Below are 18,339 nucleotides of genomic sequence, written 5' to 3'. Positions count from 1 at the left end.
ATGAACAAAACCCCCACTGATTAAAGTTTCACTTTATAATTAGAACTGGATTTTCTTCTCTAAGAAACCTTTTAATTCGCTAATTGGCATACGAACTTGTTCCATTGTGTCACGGTCACGTACTGTAACAGCTTTGTCTTCAACTGAGTCGAAGTCGTATGTGATACAGAATGGTGTACCGATTTCGTCTTGACGACGGTAACGTTTACCGATAGAACCAGTTTCGTCAAAGTCTACCACGAAGTCTTTAGCTAGTTCTGCGAATACTTCAGTAGCACCTTCAGATAGCTTTTTAGATAATGGTAAGATCGCTGCTTTGTATGGTGCTAAAGCAGGGTGGAAACGAAGAACTGTACGAGAATCGTTTTCTAATTGCTCTTCTTCATATGCATCACATAAGAATGCTAATGTTACACGGTCTGCACCTAGAGATGGCTCGATACAGTATGGCACGTAACGCTCATTCGTTTGTGGATCAATATAGTTAAAGTCTTCGTTAGAGTGTTCCATGTGACGTTTTAAATCGAAGTCTGTACGAGATGCTACGCCCCAAAGTTCGCCCCAACCGAATGGGAATTTGAACTCAATATCAGTTGTTGCGTTACTGTAGTGAGATAATTCTTCTTCACCGTGGTCACGAAGACGCATGCTTTCTTCAGTCATACCAAGTGAAAGTAACCAGTTTTTACAAGTTTCACGCCAGAATGCGAACCACTCTAAATCTTCACCAGGTTTACAGAAGAATTCAAGTTCCATTTGTTCGAATTCACGTGTACGGAATGTGAAGTTACCTGGTGTAATTTCGTTACGGAAACTTTTACCGATTTGGCCAATACCAAATGGAAGTTTCTTACGCATAGAGCGTTGTACGTTTTTAAAGTTTACGAAAATACCTTGTGCTGTTTCAGGACGAAGGAAGATTTCGTTTGTGCTAGACTCTGTAACACCTTGGAATGTTTTGAACATTAAGTTGAACTGACGAATTTCTGTGAATTCTTGACTACCACAATCTGGGCATTTTACTTCATGTTCTTTCATTAAATCAGCCATTTGGTCGAAAGTAAGACCGTCAACGACCATTTCGATGCCTTTTGCATCTAATGCATCTTCAATTAATTTGTCAGCACGGTGACGAGCTTTACATTTTTTACAGTCGATCATTGGATCGTTAAAGTTACCAACGTGACCAGAAGCGATCCAAGCTTTTGGATTCATTAAAATAGCAGCATCTAAACCAACGTTGTATGGAGATTCTTGAATGAATTTTTTCCACCAAGCTCTTTTAACGTTATTTTTTAATTCGATTCCAAGTGGACCGTAATCCCAAGTGTTTGCAAGACCACCGTAAATTTCAGAACCAGGGAAAACGAAACCGCGATGTTTCGCTAAGTTTACAACTTGTTCCATTGAATACATAATAAAATCCTCCTTTTGAAAGTTAACGTATTTGCGATGACGTGATGGGTAATTTGGAAACGAGGCATCTCCGCTAGCTCCAGCGGCTAAAATGTTCGGTGGCTTCGCTTCTTCCGCCGAGGCCAAAAGCGCCTCTATGTCAGAAGCTCCATCCCCCTCACATTCTGAGCGAGCCGCTTGCGCTTTTAAATTAAGCACAAAAAAGCTCGTCCCTAGGCAATCATGCCTAGGGACGAGCTTGTATATACCCGCGGTTCCACCCTAGTTGATGTGCATTTCGCACATCCACTTTCATCACGTATTGCTCGAGACTGCCGTTTCCTTGCGGCTTCAGGCTTTCACTATCCCTGAATCGCTTTTTGTGCAAGTACTTATAAGTCCGTCATCGCTACTTATATTAATAATAATGAACATATTCTAACACGTTCTTTTTTAAATCACAATAGAGGAGCGTGCCTATCTATGATAGAGTCTCGCCTATTTTTTCGTTATTTATTCCGTAATTTTGCTTAATGTGCTTAATTGCTTCGCGTTTACTTAATGGAGCGAGCTCGTTAGTTTGAACGTATTCCCAAACTACATCTGGCTTTGTTTTTGCATATTCGCGAAGGACCCAGCCGATTGCTTTTTGAATGAAAAATTCTTTTGAGGAATGTAGTTGTCCGATAATCCAGAAAAGGAGTTCTTCATCCATTTTTTGTTTATATTTCAGCTGGAATAAAATAGCGGCACGTTGTAACCATATGTTTTCTGATGCAATCCACTTTGGAATATATGCAGAAATTAATTCTGGATGTTTTAAAAAGATAGCACCTAAAAATGTAGGGACGATGCTATCAACAGAGTCCCACCAAGATTTTGTGACAATAAGTTCTTCTAGAAATGGGATATGAGTTTCGTTTATGTGTTTTTTATATTTTTGCATGATATCGAGTGCAGCCGCTTGAAATTCACGTTCTGGTAAGTCCCAAAGCTCACGTATGATGATTTGGAAGTCCTTTTTATCTGGGAGAGTATGTATTTGAATGACGTCTTTCAATAATTGTCTTCTCTCGGGAGTTTGAATGCCGAGAAACGGGAAGTGATTTTTCATATAACGTGCCATCGGTTCTGCTTTTTCGGGATTTTGATGAGCTGTAAAATGCTCTTGTAATGCCTTTACAAATGGATGCATAGGTATGTGCTCCTCTCTTATTATCTTTCCTCTCTTATTATACAAAGAGTTTGGTTGAATTTTAAAACATAACTTGCACTGTAATGAAATATGTTGAGAAGAGAGAGGAGAGGATAAGATGGAAGATCAAGGCGTACTAGCAGGTTTCTTTGCTCTTAGTTTTGCATTTATTCTTGTTATATTAATTTGGGCCATTATTTCGTATTTGTTAACGGCTTTTGCACTTTATACGATGGCGAAAAATGATGGTGCAACAGATGGCGTTCTTGCGTTTATTCCTTTTATAAATAGTAAGACATGGGGTGACTTAGCGAAAGATAAATTGCCGGATTTCTTGAAAGAAGAAGCAGGGTGGAAAGTATTCGGTATATATGTCGCATGCTTTATTTTTAATTATGTACCAATTATAAGTCTGCTAGCAGCGGCTGTGTCGATTGTGCTGTCTATTTATCTCATTTACGCTATTTTGGACAGATATGGAATGAATGCGATATTATTTACGATTATTCATGTAATCACATTTTCGGTTTTCTTGCCGATTCATTTATTCATTATTCGAAATGAGCCGATGAGGTATAACGAGTAACTTTTCCAAAAATCGGTACTGAATGAGACATAAAAAAGCGCCCTGCTAAGCAGGGCGCTTTTTCTACTACATAAGGTAACGTAAGTAAATGTAAATGTGAGAAATGATTAATGAAACGATCATAATTGGGAAGCCGACTTTAAGGAATTCCATGTAGCTGAATTTATGTCCTTCACGACTTGCGATTCCGGCTACGATTACGTTAGCGGAAGCCCCGATTAATGTTCCGTTTCCACCTAAGCAAGCACCTAATGCTAATGCCCACCATAGTACGTCGATTTGTGCGTCAGAAGGTGATAAACCTAGCCCAACTGCCATATCGTTAATAAGTGGGATCATTGTTGCAACGAATGGAATGTTATCAATTGTTGCAGAGGCGATACCAGATACCCATAGAATAAGGATAGATGCGTGAGAAATATCTCCGCCTGTTATTCCAACTACTTTTTGAGCTAACATTTTGATAAGCCCGATATCGATAAGTCCTCCAACGAGTACGAATAGTCCCGCGAAGAAGAAAATTGTTACCCACTCTACACTTGCGAATACCTCTTCAATTTCATGTTCTTTCACACCAATTAACATAAGGACAGTAGCTCCAGTTAAAGCGATGATAGCTGCATCAATATGGAAAATAGAATGAGTCATGAAACCTAAAATAGTAAATCCAAGTACGGTTAAAGATTTCTTCATTAATACTGGATCTTTAATGTATTGTTTTTCATCTAAGCTCATTAACTTTTTAATTTGTACAGGATCAGCAATTAATTGCTTACGGTATATGAAGTAAAGAATTGTTGCTGTAACAGCAATAATGATGATTACGATAGGTGCTAAGTTGAATAAGAAAGCATTGAAATCTAAATGCTTATTTGCAGAACCAATCATAATATTTGGTGGATCACCAATTAGTGTTGCTGTTCCTCCGATATTTGAAAAAATAATTTCAGAAAGTAAATATGGAACAGGATTTACTTGCAAGATGCGCGTAATAGATAAAGTAACTGGAACAACAAGAAGTACTGTTGTAACGTTATCTAAAAATGCGGAGCCAAGCGCGGTAAGTAAGGAAAGTGAAATTAAAATTTTAATTGGATTTCCTTGTGCTTGTTTAGCTGCTTTAATGGCAACGTATTGGAATACCCCAGACTTACTTGTAATGTTCACTAGGATCATCATACCGATGAGTAGCGTAATTGTTCCCCATTCAATATGTTTCGTAAATGCGTTGTGTAAGTCGACGACACCCACAATTACCATGAGTGCTGCACCAAGAAGTGCGATGACAGCGCGATTAATTTTTTCAGAAATAATAATGGCATATGTAATTAAAAAGACTGCGATAGCAAAATAATACTGCCAGTTTGCGAGCTCTTGCGTTGTCTCGTGCAAAACTCTCATCTCCTTTCGTTTCCTTTTCTTTTCTCTTCTTAGTGTGTCAAAAATGTTCTAGAAGAAACACACATAACGTCATTATAAAGTAGAAAAATGGCAGATGTAAATGAAAGGGGGTATTTTGTCATATTTTCTGCATAGCTCATTTTTTCTTATTTTTAAAAATATTTGCGGGTATTTGACATATATATAAGATACATCCAATCTGAATATTTAAAATGAAATTAGCATTCGAGCTTGTTCGTGTAGGAGTGTCAAATAGAAAGGAATGACAAAAATGATAAGGAAGGGATCGTATGGATGAACAACGATTTTTGTTTTTAGACTTTGAGTTTACGATGCCCCAGCATAGAAAAAAGCCAAAAGGTTTTTTCCCAGAAATTATTGAGGTCGGACTCGTTTCAGTTGTTGGTTGTAAGGTGGAAGATACGTATTCATCGCATGTTAGACCGAAAACATTTCCGTCTTTAACGGATCGATGTAAAAAATTTTTAGGAATTAAACAGGAAGTAGTGGACAAAGGAATTTTTTTTCATGAACTTGTTGAGAAACTTGGAGAATATGAAAAGAGGTGTAAACCGACAATTGTAACGTGGGGAAATATGGATATGAAAGTCTTAAAGCAAAACTGCGAAATGGCGGGAGTAGAGTTTCCATTCTTTGGACAGTGTCGTGATTTATCGCTTGAGTATAAGAAGTTTTTTGGAGAGAGAAATCAAACAGGGCTGTGGAAAGCAATTGAGGCATATGGAAAAGCAGGAACAGGAAAGCATCATTGTGCGCTTGATGATGCGATGACGACATATAATATTTTTAAGTTAGTAGAAAAAGATAAAGAGTATTTAGTCAAACCAGCACCTCCGACATTAGGGGAACTTGTTGATTTTTCGAAAGTGTTAAAGAAAGTGAGTACACAGTAACGACCAAATTGCAAAACATGTAATTTGGTCGTTTTGTTTTTTTAAAGTTTGTAATCTTGCTTCAAGTGCTGAAGTGTTTCTAGACTACGCCCCGCAAAAGGTGAATCATCTTCAGAAAATGAATTCATTTGAGTTTCTAATGCTAATTTTAGTGACTCTGTATAATCCGGAATTTCTCCTTCATATTTCTTCACCATTTGCTCTGGAATGTTCGTCTGTTCACGAAAAGCTAAAGCGCGTCTTTCATGGAAGAATGGTACGTCAGCTTGTTTTACATTATGTAAATCACCTTGCACTGGATGTTTTAAAACAGCTAATACTTTTACGACGTAACTGCCAGGACGGCTATTTGTAATTTCGCCGATGTATTTTCCAGTTTTATAAATACCAGTAACGATTTCACCAATTTCAAATGTTTCTCTCATATTTTTCACCTCAAGTTTATAGTAAGGAAAGTATAAGAAGGAGTCAAAGAAATCAGTTGATTTTTGAATGTCCTTGAGAATATGACAGGCTTCAACTATAATTTAAAATGATATAACAGAAAATTCTGATGTTAATTATTTTCATAAATTCCCTGATAAGGAGTGTTCTATATGATGCCTTTATATTTTCCTGAAGATAAAACGGAGTATATTATTCCAGGTATTGTTTGCGTTCTATTTATCATCGGTGCGGTTGCTACGTGGCGTATGTTTATTCGTGTATCAAAACGAGAAGCAGAGCGATTACAGAAAGTAGAAGAAAAGCTTTTAGCTGAAAAGAAACAGTAGTTCATTTCTGTATGTTTCCTTCTATGCTCGGACAATCTAAGGGCAGAAAGTATTTTGGAGGGAATTGAATGAAGAGACAGCTTTTTTTCAGTTGTTGTTTATTATTTCTAATGGCGGGTTGTGACCAAGGGAAGCCGAAAGAAATTGATGTGAAATTACATAATGCTTCAGGTGATGAAGTTGGGACTGCAAAAGTAGTTCAGCAAACAAGTGGAGTGAAAATTAAGATTAAAGCGGAGGGCTTTACACCAGGAACGCACGGGATACATGTGCATGAAATCGGAGAATGTAAAGCGCCTCGTTTCGAATCATCTGGGAATCATTTTAATCCGGATAATAAAGAACATGGGCTCTTGAATCCGAAAGGTGCGGAAAATGGTGATTTACCGAATATAGTGGCAGACGGTTCGGGAAAGATTAAAGCAGAAATCGATGCTCCGCATATAACGCTTGAAGAAGGAAAAACGACGATTCATAGAAAAGATGGAGCGTCTATTATTATTACAGAAAACGCTGATGATGGTATGACACAACCAACGGGTAAATCTGGTGGCCGAATTGCTTGCGGTGTTATCGTAAAAAAAGTGTCGGATATGAAGAAAAAATAGAAGCTACCGTGAATAGTAGATTTTGTTGTAAAACCGCATGATAGTAAGTGGAATTATATCGATTTATCGAAAAAAAGGAGGCTGTCCCAAAATTATTTTGGGACAGCCTCCTTTTTTATTATGAGAATGTATGGTGTAGTCTGTTTAAAATTTCTTCTAAAACAGATTTAGGACAGCCAATGTTAATTCGGATATGGGCTTCTCCACCTGTTCCGTATTTCTCACCAGGCTCAACGATGATTTTACCTTTCTCTTCAAGCAATGCTGTTCGTTCATCTTGAGAAAGGTCCAAGTGGGAACAATCAATCCACAGTAAAAAACTACCTTCTGGTTTAATTACAGAAAGAGCTGGTATGTGATTTTGAATATACTCACAAGCAAATTGAGCGTTATCTTCAACGTACAATCGAATTTCATTTAGCCAATCATTACATTCTGTATAGGCACTTTGCATTGCTGTATAAGCAAATGTATTTAATCCGTGGAATCCTTGTCTATATTGGATAGACATAAAGGCATTACGGAGATTTTCATTCGGAATAATAATGATCGATGCTTGTAATCCAGCGATATTAAATGTTTTGCTTGGAGCCATACAAGTAATAGTGCGTGCTGCTAATTCTTCAGATAAAGAAGCAAACGGTGTATGAGTATGGTCTCTATAAATAATATCGGCGTGAATTTCATCCGCGACAACGGTTACATTATATTGCGTACATAACGTGCCGAGTTTTGTTAGCTCCTCTTTTGTCCAAATGCGTCCGATAGGATTGTGAGGGCTGCAAAGAAGCATTAGTTTTACACCCTGTTTAAATTGAGTTTCTAGATGCTCGAAGTCTATCTTATATATGCCATTTTGTTTAAACAAGGGACTCTCACATAATTGTCTATTATTTGTTTTGACCATTTCAAAAAATGGTGGATAAATAGGAGGTTGTACGAGTACGGCTTCTCCTTCTTTCGTTATAGCTTGTATGCTCGTACTAAGAGCTGGAACGATACCTGCGCTAAATACAATCCATTCTTTTTGTATTTCCCAATTGTATTGGCTTTTCGTCCAATTACAAATGATATCCCCAATATTTTCAGGAGGAAGTGTATAGCCGAAAATAGGATGTTCTGTGCGTTTTTGTAATGCAGTTTGAATTGGTTTTGGTACTTCAAAATCCATATCGGCAATCCAAGCGTGGATGAGCTCTTCATTTTTATATGTATCCCATTTTGTACTATGTGTTCCGCGACGATTTACCGTTTTATGAAATAGTTGCATATGTTTGCTCCTTTCTTCTGTCAAACTGTTAAGTTATGAAAATTCTCACTCTTCTTATAGAATAGCTGATGTGATACGATAAAGAAAAGCATTAAAAAGTGAAAAGGCGGGAAGCAGATGGGTGCATATGACAAAATGATTGAGGTTGTGAAAAATTGGGATCCGTTTCAAATGGGACCGGAGTTTTATGAAACAGAAGCGAGCGATGTTGTAAACGTCGTAAGTGTGTTTGATGATCCGAAATACATCGCAAAGAAGATTCAACATATATACTTTATGTCTTTTGAAGAAGTACCTGCACTTGAAAAATGCGAAAAATTAGCAGTAGAGTTACTCGTACTAAAAGAAGGCGGAAGTTGTTCATTATAGGCTGTCGGAATTTACGACAGCCTTTTTGTTTATTTTCGTTCGGATTGATTAAAGCTTCACTTTATCCCGTTTTAACGAGCAGTAAGACTCCCGCCTCAAAATTCGGTTGAAGCAAAGAAGATAGGAGGGAAACCAAACTGCCCGTAAAAGCCGGATTGGTGAAGGCTAATAATCCACGGGGATAGGAACCACCACGGTTTAAGGCTTCACTTTATTGCGTCGCAAACGCAATAATTTCTTCATAAACATGATCGGGCTTTTCTTCAGGGAGTAAGTGCCCTGTATTTTCGTAAGAAATGAAAGTTGAATTAGGTAGGTCCTTATGGAGACGGTGTCCTACATGTACAGGGACGACGCGATCTTTTTCACCCCAAATGAGTAATACTGGGGTTTCGATTTTTTGTAATTCAGTTGAAGATAAGTCACCTTCACGGTCTCTTATCATTCGAGTTAAAGCAGGGAATATACGATCATCATAAAAAGGAGCAGCATAGCCTTCCATCATTTCATTGTCAATTAATGAATGGTCATGAACGACATTCATTAAGTTATGAATGATGCCCCTTCGAATAATCCAGTTCTTCACGTATAAGTGGAAGAACGGTAAATAAGAGGAGTACAGTAAAGGTAAGTTTGCGCGTGCTAAATAACTAGAGCTACATAGTAAAATTGTCTTTGAAATTAATTCAGGGCGTAAACGGTTTACAAAGAGTGAAATTTGTCCGCCCATAGAATGACCAACTAATACAATATTCGAGAGAGATAAATGTTCGATTAAATCGATAATAATAGCTGCTAAATTGTGATAAGAATATTTAAAGAGATGAGATTTATCACTTTTTCCGAATGGTGGTAAATCAAGGGCAATTACTGTACCTTTCTTTGTTAGTAAAGGAATGAGTCGTCGATAGCTAAATGAGGAAGAGAGGAAGCCGTGAACGAGTACGAAAGTAGGTCGCTCTTTTTTAGTATTATGTTCATACAATTCGTAATGAATAGTAGTCCCGCGAGTGGAAAAAGTGAAGTAAGGGCATTTGCATTCATGGTTCATTTTTTGTCACTCCATTGATTTTTGTTCATATCATCTCCAGGCAAGAAAAAAATATGTTAACAAAAAAAGGCAAGATGACGATGTCATCTTGCCTTTCGCGTATTTATAATTACCCAAGCACAATATTAGGTGGTGTTTTTCCTTGTAATCCTGCCACTAAATTTTCAGCAGCTGTCATAGCCATTTGCTGCCGAGTTTTTAATGTTGCAGATCCGATGTGCGGTAAAGTTACAACGTTTTGTAATGATAAGAGCGGATTCTCTTTTTGAATCGGCTCTTGTGTAAATGTGTCGATGCCGGCTGCAAATATTTTCTTTTCTGTTAACGCATGAATTAATGCAATTTCATCTACTGTTTTCCCGCGAGAAGCATTAATGAAAATTGCTGTTTCTTTCATTAGTGAAAATTCCTTTTCACCGATAAGATGATAGGTTTCATCTGTTAATGGAGTAAGAAGAATAATAAAATCAGATTGTTGGATTAGAGTTTGTAAATCACAATATGTAGCATCAAATTTTTGTTCAGCTTCTTCTTTACGGCGACGGTTATAGTAAAGGACATTCATATCAAAGCCGAATTTCGCTCGTTTTGCGACAGCTTCTCCAATTCTTCCCATTCCGATAATACCGATCGTACTATGATGTACATCTAGTCCGAAGTGTTCTTTTCCGATTTCAGCGTTCCATTCACCATTTTTTACATAGGAATTGAGTTCGCAAACACGGCGACCAGCAGATAACATAAGAGCGAAAACGAGATCGGCTACTGTATCATCTAACACATATGGAGTATTTGTTCCGATAACATTTTGTTTTTCCATCGCTTTTAAATCAAAGTTATCATGGCCAACAGAAATGTTACTTACTACTTTTAAATTAGGAGCAGCCTGCAATAACTCTTCATTTATAGTAGATCCGAAATTTAATAACCCATCTTTATCTTTTATTTTTTCCAATAGAACATCACGAGGTACTTTCTCGTCTTGATCCCATTTTTCAAAATCACAGTGTTCTGATAAATAGTTTTCTACAAATGTTGGAACTGGTTCGGCAATATATACTTTTGGTTTCACGGTTCCATCCCCTTTCCTCTTTACCCGGATTGGTGTGTGCTAATAATCAGCGGGTATGAAGCTCCCACTGATTAAAGTTTCATTGGGGCAGTAAGACCCCCACCTCCAAAAACGGCTGAAACAAAGAGGTTAGGTGGGAGTCCGGGTTGCCCGTAAAAGCCCGATTGGTGAAGGCTAATAATCAGTGGGGATGAATCCTCCCACTGATTAAAGTTTCACTTTATTTTGACATAATTCTCAAAAAAAATCTTCTTTTCAAACCGGAAAGAGTATTTGTATAATTTAGACACAAACTAAAAGGAAGGATGATTTATATGGTGACAGAGAAAGAATTGGAATTATTAGCTTGTCTTGAAAAGAATAGTCGTTTATCTGTAGATACATTAGCGAAGTTGTTAAATATAGAAGTAGAAGAAGCGAAAAAAATGGTTGCGAAATTAGAAAGTGAAAAGATTATCGTGGACTATGTAACACATATCGATTGGACAAAAGTGAAAGAACATACTGGTTTAACGGCGATGATTGATGTGAAAGTTACACCGAAGCGTGGTGTGGGTTTTGATGCAGTAGCTGAACAAATTTATCGCTATTCAGAAGTGAAATCCGTTTATTTAATGTCTGGAACATATGACCTTTCCATTACATTAGAAGGGAAGACGATGGGAGAAGTAGCAATGTTTGTTTCTGAGAGATTAGCAACAATTGAATCTGTCGTTTCAACGACAACTCATTTTATTTTGAAGAAGTATAAACATGAGGGGATTATTTATGAAAAGACAGATGATGATAAGAGAATTGTGGTGACACCGTGAAGCAATTTGACCTATCTAGAGTAGCAGAATCTTTACAACCGTCCGGTATACGAAAGTTTTTTGATTTAGCGGCAAGTATGAAAGGTGTTATTTCACTTGGAGTGGGGGAGCCGGACTTTGTTACCCCTTGGAATGTAAGGCAAGCATGTATTCGTTCTTTAGAACAAGGATATACGTCATATACAGCAAATGCAGGATTATTGGAGCTCCGTCAAGAAATAGCAAAGTATCTAAAGAAACAATTTGCAGTATCTTATGATCCGAATGATGAAATCATTGTTACAGTTGGAGCGAGTCAAGCGCTAGATGTAGCGATGCGCGCTATTGTAAATCCTGATGATGAAATACTTATTATTGAACCAAGCTTCGTTTCGTATGCACCGCTTGTTACGTTAGCGGGCGGGGTCCCAGTTCCAGTAGCGACTTCATTAGAAGATGAATTTAAAGTACAGCCAAATCAAATTGAAGCAGCTATTACAACGAAAACAAAGGCAATATTACTTTGTTCCCCCAATAACCCAACAGGCGCAATGTTAAATAAATCCGAATTAGAAAAGCTAGCAGTTATTGTTGAGAAGTATAATTTAATCGTGTTATCTGATGAAATTTATGCAGAGCTCGTATACGACGAAGCATATACGAGTTTCGCGAGTATTAAAAATATGCGTGACCATACGATTTTAATTTCAGGGTTTTCAAAAGGGTTTGCCATGACGGGATGGCGTCTTGGGATGATTGCAGCCCCTGTGCAATTTTCAGAATTAATGCTCAAAATCCACCAGTATTCAATGATGTGTGCACCGACGATGTCTCAATTTGCAGCGCTTGAAGCATTACGCGGGGGAAATGATGAAGTAATTCGAATGAGAGATAGCTATAAAAAACGTCGTAACTTTATGACGACATCTTTCAATGAAATGGGCTTAACATGTCATGTGCCAGGCGGGGCATTTTATGTCTTCCCTTCTATAGCTTCAACTGGACTATCTTCAGCAGAATTTGCAGAACAGTTATTATTAGAAGAAAAAGTGGCTGTTGTTCCTGGAAATGTGTTTGGCGGGAGTGGTGAAGGATTTATTCGTTGTTCATATGCAACATCGCTTGAGCAACTTATGGAAGCAATGAAGAGAATGGAACGGTTCATAGAGAATAAAAAAAGGACAAAACATAATACGTTTTGTCCATAAAAGGGGGGGAATACTAGAAAGCCATGTGTTAGTATTCTATCCTAATATTGGAGAATTATACGTATTATAGGAAATTTTTTCATGAATTTTGAATGAGCTCTATCATAGTGGTATAATTTACTAATATAAGGTGGGAGTATCCTCGGGGTTTTACTTAGGATACTTACCACTAATCGGATATTTAACAATAAATACATCTGCTTTGCTATTTACAATTGTAGAGAAAATGGTAAACGTATGGGAGTGTTTCACATGTCAGAACAATATACAACGGGAGTGGTTGTAACAGGGAAAGTAACTGGAATTCAAGATTACGGTGCATTTGTAGCTTTGGATGCAGAAACACAAGGACTTGTGCATATATCTGAAATCACAAATGGTTATGTAAAAGACATTCATGACTTTTTGAAGGTCGGAGATACAGTAGAAGTAAAGGTACTTTCAATTGATGAAGAGCACAGGAAAATGAGTTTATCGTTAAAAGCTGCGAAAAGAAAACAAGGAAGGGTTCTTATACTGAATCCATCTGATAAAGGGTTCAATACGCTGCGAGAAAAGCTAGCAGAATGGATTGAAGAATCGGAGGTAATAAAGTAAAAGAGGAACGCATATGAGCGTTCCTCTTTTACTGTGACTTATGATATATATATTTGCAAATATGATTGCATGCAATCATATTCGTATGTCGGAGGCGAAAAGACATACTGACTATTGAATTTCATGTGTTTCTGGGTGAGTACCAAGATTCTCGGATGGTTTAAATAGTAAGCCGAGATTGATAAGCCCAGAAATACCAACGATGCCGTAAATAATACGTGCAAGAGCTGAGTTCTGTCCACCGAAAATAGCCGCTACTAAGTCAAACTGGAAGAACCCAATAAGTCCCCAGTTAACAGCGCCGATTACAGTGAAGACTAATGCGATACGTTGTAGAGTACTCATGAAAAGTCCCCCTTAATGTGAAACGTGAGCAAGCAAGGAGTTAATAAGAAAATTTAACTCCTTTATAGAATGGTATAGTTTTGTTGTTTTTATACATGAAAAATGTACGAAAAATGATGTATATACATCTATACCGAAAAATGCGAATTTTTATGCAAAAAATGAACTTTTTCTAAAAAATAAATAATGGTTACGTTTACAATTATTGAATCGCTTGATTTACAACTTTAGTTTCGCTAAAGTGAATACAGAAATACATATACATAATTGGAGGGAAAAAGATGAGTACACATGTAACGTTCGACTATTCTAAAGCGTTATCCTTCATCGGTGAAAATGAACTAACTTATTTACGTGATGCAGTAAAAGTAACACATCATGCAATCCACGAAAAAACTGGAGCTGGGAACGATTTCCTTGGGTGGGTAGAGCTTCCGCTTCAATATGATAAAGAAGAATTTGCTCGCATTCAAAAATGCGCAGAAAAAATTAAAAATGACTCTGACATTTTACTTGTTGTAGGTATTGGTGGTTCTTACCTAGGAGCACGCGCAGCAATCGAAATGTTAAACCATTCTTTCTATAACACGCTTTCTAAAGAACAACGTAAAACTCCACAAGTGCTATTTGTTGGACAAAACATTAGCTCCACTTACATGAAAGATTTAATGGACGTACTAGAAGGTAAAGACTTTTCTATTAACGTTATTTCCAAATCAGGTACAACAACAGAGCCTGCAATCGCATTCCGTATTTTCCGTAAATTATTAGAAGAAAAGTATGGAAAAGAAGAAGCACGCAAACGTATTTATGCGACTACAGATAAAGCGCGCGGTGCTTTAAAAACATTATCTGATAATGAAGGCTACGAAACGTTCGTTATTCCAGATGATGTTGGCGGTCGTTTCTCTGTATTAACACCAGTAGGTTTATTACCAATCGCTGTAAGTGGCCTAAACATTGAAGAGATGATGAAAGGTGCAGCTGCTGGTCATAATGACTTCGCGAAATCAGAACTTGAAGAAAACCCAGCTTACCAATACGCAGTAGTTCGTAATGCCCTATACAATAAAGGGAAAACAATTGAAATGCTTGTTAACTATGAGCCAGCACTGCACTACTTCTCTGAGTGGTGGAAACAGTTATTTGGTGAAAGTGAAGGAAAAGATCAAAAAGGTATTTTCCCATCTTCAGCAAACTTCTCAACTGACTTACACTCATTAGGTCAATACATTCAAGAAGGCCGTCGTGACCTATTCGAAACAGTTCTTAAAGTAGGTAAATCTACACACGAACTAAAAATCGAATTAGATGACAACGATTTAGATGGATTAAACTATCTTGCTGGTGAAACTATAGACTTCGTAAACACAAAAGCATACGAAGGTACATTACTTGCACATAGCGATGGCGGAGTACCAAACTTAATCGTAAACATTCCAGAACTAAACGAGTACACATTCGGTTACCTTGTATACTTCTTCGAAAAAGCATGTGCGATGAGTGGCTACCTATTAGGCGTAAATCCATTTGACCAACCAGGAGTAGAAGCGTACAAGAAAAATATGTTTGCTCTACTTGGAAAACCAGGATTTGAAGAGTTAAAAGCAGAATTAGAAGAGCGTTTAAAATAATAAAAAGCGATCGGGTCTCCGATCGCTTTTTATTATTTTACTGAAAAGTACATCGGTATATTCAAACTAGAATGGGTATGCTAAAGGAAAAGTCTAGGAGGGATGGGCTTGATTCCGATTCAATCAAATTTAGAAGGACGTACATATGCGTTATATAAGTTAGAAGAGGTTATGAAACCACTTGGATATAGTATTGGTGGCAATTGGGATTATGATAAAGGATGTTTTGATTATAAAATCGACGAAGAAGATGGCTATCAATTTTTACGAGTACCATTTACAGCGGTGGATGGAGAACTAGATGTGCCTGAGGTAGTAGTCCGTCTTGAAACGCCGTATATTCTTTCGCATGTATATCAAGACGAACTAGATGATAATGTTAATACTTTAACAGCTGGAACGAGTGGATTTGATCAATTTGCTGAGCCGAAAGATCCCGATGGAGACGTGAAAAGAAAATATATCAGTATTGGTAAAGTACTAGTACAAGAACTAGAAAGTCATTTTTTTAATGGTGAATAACAATGAGTATGTCGCTTTCGATGAGAATGAAAGAATGAACTGGATTGATCATATATTGTTCGTCGCGCTTTACACCTAGTAAGAGAATGTTTTGCTTTAAAAGAGTATAGCTACAATTTGCAAAGGATTGTCCTATACAGGACGGGGAAATCTCCATCAGTTGTAATTTGTTATCAGAGATTTCATCGTAAAGTGAGAATAGTACACCTGAAATGGAAGGGAATAAAAGAGAAGCGGTAAATACATAGCTCGTTAATTTATTTCCTTCTATAATTTCTGATACGCCAGCTCTCGTTGCATTTTGGATTTGTTCAGAAGTAAGAAGTTCAGCGATGCAGTGAATGTTTGGATTAAGTCCTTTTGCAGTTAAAATATTTAAAATGGACTGTGTATCTGCTAAGCTTTCGTTCTTCTCTTTATCCGCTGTTATTAATATAGTGTGAGCTGTTGTAATGTTAGCTTTTAATAAAGTTTGATCGTGATGCGGACAACCTTTTATAAATTCTAAATGATGAAATGGCTTTGGCAGTAAAGAAAGTGTTTCATCAATTAAAATGATATCAAGGTTCGGTTGTAATATGTGCATTTGTTTTACAACATGTTTTGCACGTTCATTCCAGCCAACGATAATCATATGACCATTAGAGGTAGCAGCTGCTTCTCCTTTAATTTTCATATATTGTTTATTAATCATGTCGGTAGCGAATAGAACCATATAATAAGAACAAAATCCAGTTCCTAATAAAATAATGCCTATACCAATAAGTTTTCCTATCGTTGTATGAGGGGCAAAATCGCCGTATCCAACGGTGAAAATGGTAACGATTGACCACCAAACCCCGTCGAACCATGTGGTGAAGTGAGCTGGCTCTAATATATGTATAAGAAAGCCGGAGAAGGCAGTAAGTACAATAATAAAACAAATTAAACGAAAAATAATGGAATCACGAAATGTATCTACTAAATTCGGACGGGATTTCAAGTTCCTATTCCTCCTTACTTTTCAGGACTACATTCATTGTTACCATTATAGAAAAAAGAAAAACTCTCTAATTAAAAAGAGAGTTTTTCTGTAACTACTCAGTCCCCCTATGAAAAAACGCCAGAAAAGCATTTTTTTAAATGGTTGAGATGGACTGGCTATGTATAGGAGCGGTCAGTGCCTTTTCCTGCCACGCGCAAAGTTTTAAAACAAAGAAGGGTAGCGAGGTGTAGGTCCATTTTTATCTCCATGGCAGTAATCTATATGCTGAAAAATGAAAAAATATATAGGCAATAAGGTACGTATTTTCGCTGGAATAATACTCCTTACCAAAATGCTAAATGAAATGTACGGCTGAGTAGTTACGTTTTTCTTTATGTTACATACTCTCCACTTCAGTTTGTTGAACACTTTCAAGATGCTGAAGAGCATAATAAACATCGGCAGTATGTCTTTTTTGATCGATAGACAATTTAAGATGTAAGTAGTGAGCGCCGTTTTCTAATGTTTTGAGCTTCATATTTTTAACCTTTATATCCATCTCTTTTATTTCTTCAATTACAATGGGGATATTGTCCATATTTCGTACAACGAGTTTAACTGCGATATCACGTTGACGAAATGATCTAGGGCCGACGAATTTCATAGTTAATGGGATAAGTTCTACACTAATCATAAGGAAACACATCCCGAAAATCGCCTCGATATAGAAGCCGGCTCCAACGGCAATGCCAATACCAGAAGCACCCCAAATCATAGCAGCAGTCGTTAGTCCCGCAATACTATCGTTTCCTCTTCGTAAAATTACACCGGCACCTAAAAAGCCGATTCCTGATACGATTTGAGCGGCAAGTCGAAGTGGATCCATATTCATATGATCGGTATGTGGTAAGTTATAAGCTGCTTTAATAGAAACAATAGTCAGGAGGCAACTAATAATAGAAATAACTAAACAAGTTTTTAAACCGAGTGGTTTACGTTTTAATTCGCGCTCTAAACCGATAGCGAATCCTAAAATAGCCGAGAGACCTAATTTTATTAATAAGTCGGTGTAGTCCATGTATATTCCTCCTTGTATGATATGGTATATGAATAAAACATTTATCCCGCATTAACGGGCAGTAAGCCCTCGCCTCAAAATTCGCCGAATGCGAGAAAGTTAGGTGGGAGACAACTGCCCGTAAATGCCCGATTGGTTCAACTAATAATCAGTGGGGGATGAACACCCCCCACTGATTAAAGTTTCACTTTATATAGAAAGAAACGCTTTTTGGCAGAGTGACTTTATATAGAATATATGTAGGAATTACTTAGAAATGAAAGAGATATTTCGTTTAAGTATATGATATTAAAAAAGAAATGTAGTTGGTTTAAAAAAAGTTTTCAAAAGGTGTTGCATTTCGTTTTTTCACATGATATATTAATAACCGTCGCTGATGCGGAAACGCAGAAAACGACAAAAAAGAAATTGAAAAACTTAGTTGACATCGAAAAACGAAGATGTTAACATAAGGAAGTCGCAAATGAGCGACCAAGTAGTTCTTTGAAAACTGAACGAAACAAACAACGTGAACGTCAATTTTTATTTTTAGATGCTAGACAAACTAACTTTATTGGAGAGTTTGA

At 37.2% G+C, this 18,339-nt stretch carries 20 protein-coding genes; 10 read left to right on the top strand and 10 right to left on the bottom strand.

What is annotated here, in order from left to right:
• Positions 1–39: 39 nt before the first annotated feature.
• Positions 40–1,416, bottom strand: coding sequence for a glycine--tRNA ligase (locus CQZ94_RS11195; protein WP_105585458.1), 1,377 nt, complete (start codon positions 1,414–1,416; stop codon positions 40–42).
• A 460-nt stretch (positions 1,417–1,876) separates the two neighbouring features.
• Complete coding sequence (locus CQZ94_RS11185) at positions 1,877–2,590, bottom strand: DNA alkylation repair protein (RefSeq protein WP_105585457.1); 714 nt, start codon at positions 2,588–2,590, stop codon at positions 1,877–1,879.
• Positions 2,591–2,708: 118 nt separating this feature from the next.
• Here CQZ94_RS11185 and CQZ94_RS11180 point away from each other — a divergent pair, with 118 nt between their 5' ends.
• Positions 2,709–3,176 (top strand): hypothetical protein, encoded by a 468-nt coding sequence (locus CQZ94_RS11180; RefSeq protein WP_105585456.1) that lies wholly within the window; start codon positions 2,709–2,711, stop codon positions 3,174–3,176.
• A gap of 66 nt (positions 3,177–3,242) precedes the next feature.
• Here CQZ94_RS11180 and CQZ94_RS11175 read toward each other — a convergent pair whose 3' ends face one another.
• Positions 3,243–4,568: an ArsB/NhaD family transporter gene (locus CQZ94_RS11175; protein WP_142395811.1), complete on the bottom strand. Its 1,326-nt coding sequence runs from the start codon at positions 4,566–4,568 to the stop codon at positions 3,243–3,245.
• 299 nt (positions 4,569–4,867) lie between these two features.
• Here CQZ94_RS11175 and kapD point away from each other — a divergent pair, with 299 nt between their 5' ends.
• A complete protein-coding gene (gene kapD / locus CQZ94_RS11170; protein WP_105585454.1) occupies positions 4,868–5,491 on the top strand; it encodes a 3'-5' exonuclease KapD in 624 nt (207 codons plus the stop codon).
• Positions 5,492–5,532: 41 nt separating this feature from the next.
• On the opposite strand, the gene kapB is transcribed toward kapD, so the two are convergent.
• Positions 5,533–5,916: a kinase-associated lipoprotein KapB gene (kapB, locus tag CQZ94_RS11165; protein ID WP_105585453.1), complete on the bottom strand. Its 384-nt coding sequence runs from the start codon at positions 5,914–5,916 to the stop codon at positions 5,533–5,535.
• A gap of 171 nt (positions 5,917–6,087) precedes the next feature.
• Here kapB and CQZ94_RS31185 point away from each other — a divergent pair, with 171 nt between their 5' ends.
• Together CQZ94_RS31185 and CQZ94_RS11160 are read left to right on the top strand one after the other, a co-directional pair.
• Positions 6,088–6,264, top strand: a complete 177-nt coding sequence (locus CQZ94_RS31185; RefSeq protein WP_000982763.1) for a hypothetical protein — start codon at positions 6,088–6,090, stop codon at positions 6,262–6,264.
• Between the two features lie 68 nt (positions 6,265–6,332).
• Positions 6,333–6,872 carry a superoxide dismutase family protein gene (locus CQZ94_RS11160; protein ID WP_105585452.1) on the top strand — a complete coding sequence of 180 codons (540 nt, stop codon included), beginning with the start codon at positions 6,333–6,335 and terminating at the stop codon, positions 6,870–6,872.
• A 118-nt stretch (positions 6,873–6,990) separates the two neighbouring features.
• On the opposite strand, the gene CQZ94_RS11155 is transcribed toward CQZ94_RS11160, so the two are convergent.
• Positions 6,991–8,142, bottom strand: a complete 1,152-nt coding sequence (locus CQZ94_RS11155; RefSeq protein WP_105585451.1) for a MalY/PatB family protein — start codon at positions 8,140–8,142, stop codon at positions 6,991–6,993.
• Between the two features lie 117 nt (positions 8,143–8,259).
• Here CQZ94_RS11155 and CQZ94_RS11150 point away from each other — a divergent pair, with 117 nt between their 5' ends.
• Positions 8,260–8,511: a YugE family protein gene (locus tag CQZ94_RS11150; RefSeq protein WP_002015854.1), complete on the top strand. Its 252-nt coding sequence runs from the start codon at positions 8,260–8,262 to the stop codon at positions 8,509–8,511.
• 211 nt (positions 8,512–8,722) lie between these two features.
• Here CQZ94_RS11150 and CQZ94_RS11145 read toward each other — a convergent pair whose 3' ends face one another.
• Together CQZ94_RS11145 and CQZ94_RS11140 are read right to left on the bottom strand one after the other, a co-directional pair.
• Positions 8,723–9,562 carry an alpha/beta fold hydrolase gene (locus CQZ94_RS11145; protein ID WP_105585450.1) on the bottom strand — a complete coding sequence of 280 codons (840 nt, stop codon included), beginning with the start codon at positions 9,560–9,562 and terminating at the stop codon, positions 8,723–8,725.
• A gap of 109 nt (positions 9,563–9,671) precedes the next feature.
• Positions 9,672–10,664: a 2-hydroxyacid dehydrogenase gene (locus CQZ94_RS11140; RefSeq protein WP_105585449.1), complete on the bottom strand. Its 993-nt coding sequence runs from the start codon at positions 10,662–10,664 to the stop codon at positions 9,672–9,674.
• A gap of 284 nt (positions 10,665–10,948) precedes the next feature.
• Here CQZ94_RS11140 and CQZ94_RS11135 point away from each other — a divergent pair, with 284 nt between their 5' ends.
• From CQZ94_RS11135 to yugI, 3 genes are all read left to right on the top strand, one after another.
• Complete coding sequence (locus tag CQZ94_RS11135) at positions 10,949–11,446, top strand: Lrp/AsnC family transcriptional regulator (RefSeq protein ID WP_142395810.1); 498 nt, start codon at positions 10,949–10,951, stop codon at positions 11,444–11,446.
• The gene (locus CQZ94_RS11130; RefSeq protein ID WP_016096635.1) at positions 11,443–12,633 is read left to right on the top strand and encodes an aminotransferase; all 1,191 of its coding nucleotides are present in this window, start codon (positions 11,443–11,445) and stop codon (positions 12,631–12,633) included. Before CQZ94_RS11135 ends, CQZ94_RS11130 begins: the two co-directional genes overlap by 4 nt.
• A 252-nt stretch (positions 12,634–12,885) precedes the next feature.
• Positions 12,886–13,230 carry a S1 domain-containing post-transcriptional regulator GSP13 gene (gene yugI, locus CQZ94_RS11125; protein ID WP_105585447.1) on the top strand — a complete coding sequence of 115 codons (345 nt, stop codon included), beginning with the start codon at positions 12,886–12,888 and terminating at the stop codon, positions 13,228–13,230.
• 111 nt (positions 13,231–13,341) lie between these two features.
• Here the strand turns inward: yugI and CQZ94_RS11120 are convergent, their stop codons facing one another.
• Positions 13,342–13,575, bottom strand: a complete 234-nt coding sequence (locus CQZ94_RS11120) for a DUF378 domain-containing protein (RefSeq protein WP_002034535.1) — start codon at positions 13,573–13,575, stop codon at positions 13,342–13,344.
• A gap of 281 nt (positions 13,576–13,856) precedes the next feature.
• On the opposite strand from CQZ94_RS11120, the gene CQZ94_RS11110 reads away from it, so the two are divergent.
• Entirely contained in the window at positions 13,857–15,209 is a 1,353-nt protein-coding gene (locus CQZ94_RS11110) for a glucose-6-phosphate isomerase (protein WP_002015845.1), read from the top strand.
• Between the two features lie 108 nt (positions 15,210–15,317).
• Complete coding sequence (locus CQZ94_RS11105) at positions 15,318–15,731, top strand: YugN-like family protein (RefSeq protein ID WP_142395809.1); 414 nt, start codon at positions 15,318–15,320, stop codon at positions 15,729–15,731.
• On the opposite strand, the gene CQZ94_RS11100 is transcribed toward CQZ94_RS11105, so the two are convergent.
• Together CQZ94_RS11100 and CQZ94_RS11095 are read right to left on the bottom strand one after the other, a co-directional pair.
• On the bottom strand, positions 15,718–16,713 hold the full coding sequence (locus tag CQZ94_RS11100) for an ion channel (protein ID WP_105585445.1): 996 nt from the start codon (positions 16,711–16,713) through the stop codon (positions 15,718–15,720). The two genes, CQZ94_RS11105 and CQZ94_RS11100, sit on opposite strands and share 14 nt — an antisense overlap.
• Before the next feature lie 379 nt (positions 16,714–17,092).
• Positions 17,093–17,773 (bottom strand): MgtC/SapB family protein, encoded by a 681-nt coding sequence (locus CQZ94_RS11095; RefSeq protein WP_105585444.1) that lies wholly within the window; start codon positions 17,771–17,773, stop codon positions 17,093–17,095.
• Positions 17,774–18,339 lie beyond the last annotated feature (566 nt).

The sequence above is a fragment of the Bacillus sp. MYb209 genome (genome assembly GCF_002975175.1).
Lineage (GTDB): Bacteria > Bacillota > Bacilli > Bacillales > Bacillaceae_G > Bacillus_A.
The sequence above is the reverse complement of the archived record's forward strand: the minus strand, read 5'-3'. Positions and strand labels throughout refer to the sequence as shown.

Excerpts from the sequence above, each read along its gene's own strand:
- kapB (WP_105585453.1), bottom strand. The coding sequence starts at position 5,916 with ATGAGAGAAACATTTGAAATTGGTGAAATCGTTACTGGTATTTATAAA.
- yugI (WP_105585447.1), top strand. The coding sequence starts at position 12,886 with ATGTCAGAACAATATACAACGGGAGTGGTTGTAACAGGGAAAGTAACT.
- CQZ94_RS11185 (WP_105585457.1), bottom strand. The coding sequence starts at position 2,590 with ATGCATCCATTTGTAAAGGCATTACAAGAGCATTTTACAGCTCATCAA.
- CQZ94_RS31185 (WP_000982763.1), top strand. The coding sequence starts at position 6,088 with ATGATGCCTTTATATTTTCCTGAAGATAAAACGGAGTATATTATTCCA.
- CQZ94_RS11160 (WP_105585452.1), top strand. The coding sequence starts at position 6,333 with ATGAAGAGACAGCTTTTTTTCAGTTGTTGTTTATTATTTCTAATGGCG.
- CQZ94_RS11150 (WP_002015854.1), top strand. The coding sequence starts at position 8,260 with ATGGGTGCATATGACAAAATGATTGAGGTTGTGAAAAATTGGGATCCG.
- CQZ94_RS11195 (WP_105585458.1), bottom strand. The coding sequence starts at position 1,416 with ATGTATTCAATGGAACAAGTTGTAAACTTAGCGAAACATCGCGGTTTC.
- CQZ94_RS11180 (WP_105585456.1), top strand. The coding sequence starts at position 2,709 with ATGGAAGATCAAGGCGTACTAGCAGGTTTCTTTGCTCTTAGTTTTGCA.
- CQZ94_RS11145 (WP_105585450.1), bottom strand. The coding sequence starts at position 9,562 with ATGAACCATGAATGCAAATGCCCTTACTTCACTTTTTCCACTCGCGGG.
- CQZ94_RS11120 (WP_002034535.1), bottom strand. The coding sequence starts at position 13,575 with ATGAGTACTCTACAACGTATCGCATTAGTCTTCACTGTAATCGGCGCT.
- CQZ94_RS11135 (WP_142395810.1), top strand. The coding sequence starts at position 10,949 with ATGGTGACAGAGAAAGAATTGGAATTATTAGCTTGTCTTGAAAAGAAT.
- CQZ94_RS11155 (WP_105585451.1), bottom strand. The coding sequence starts at position 8,142 with ATGCAACTATTTCATAAAACGGTAAATCGTCGCGGAACACATAGTACA.
- CQZ94_RS11110 (WP_002015845.1), top strand. The coding sequence starts at position 13,857 with ATGAGTACACATGTAACGTTCGACTATTCTAAAGCGTTATCCTTCATC.
- kapD (WP_105585454.1), top strand. The coding sequence starts at position 4,868 with ATGGATGAACAACGATTTTTGTTTTTAGACTTTGAGTTTACGATGCCC.
- CQZ94_RS11095 (WP_105585444.1), bottom strand. The coding sequence starts at position 17,773 with ATGGACTACACCGACTTATTAATAAAATTAGGTCTCTCGGCTATTTTA.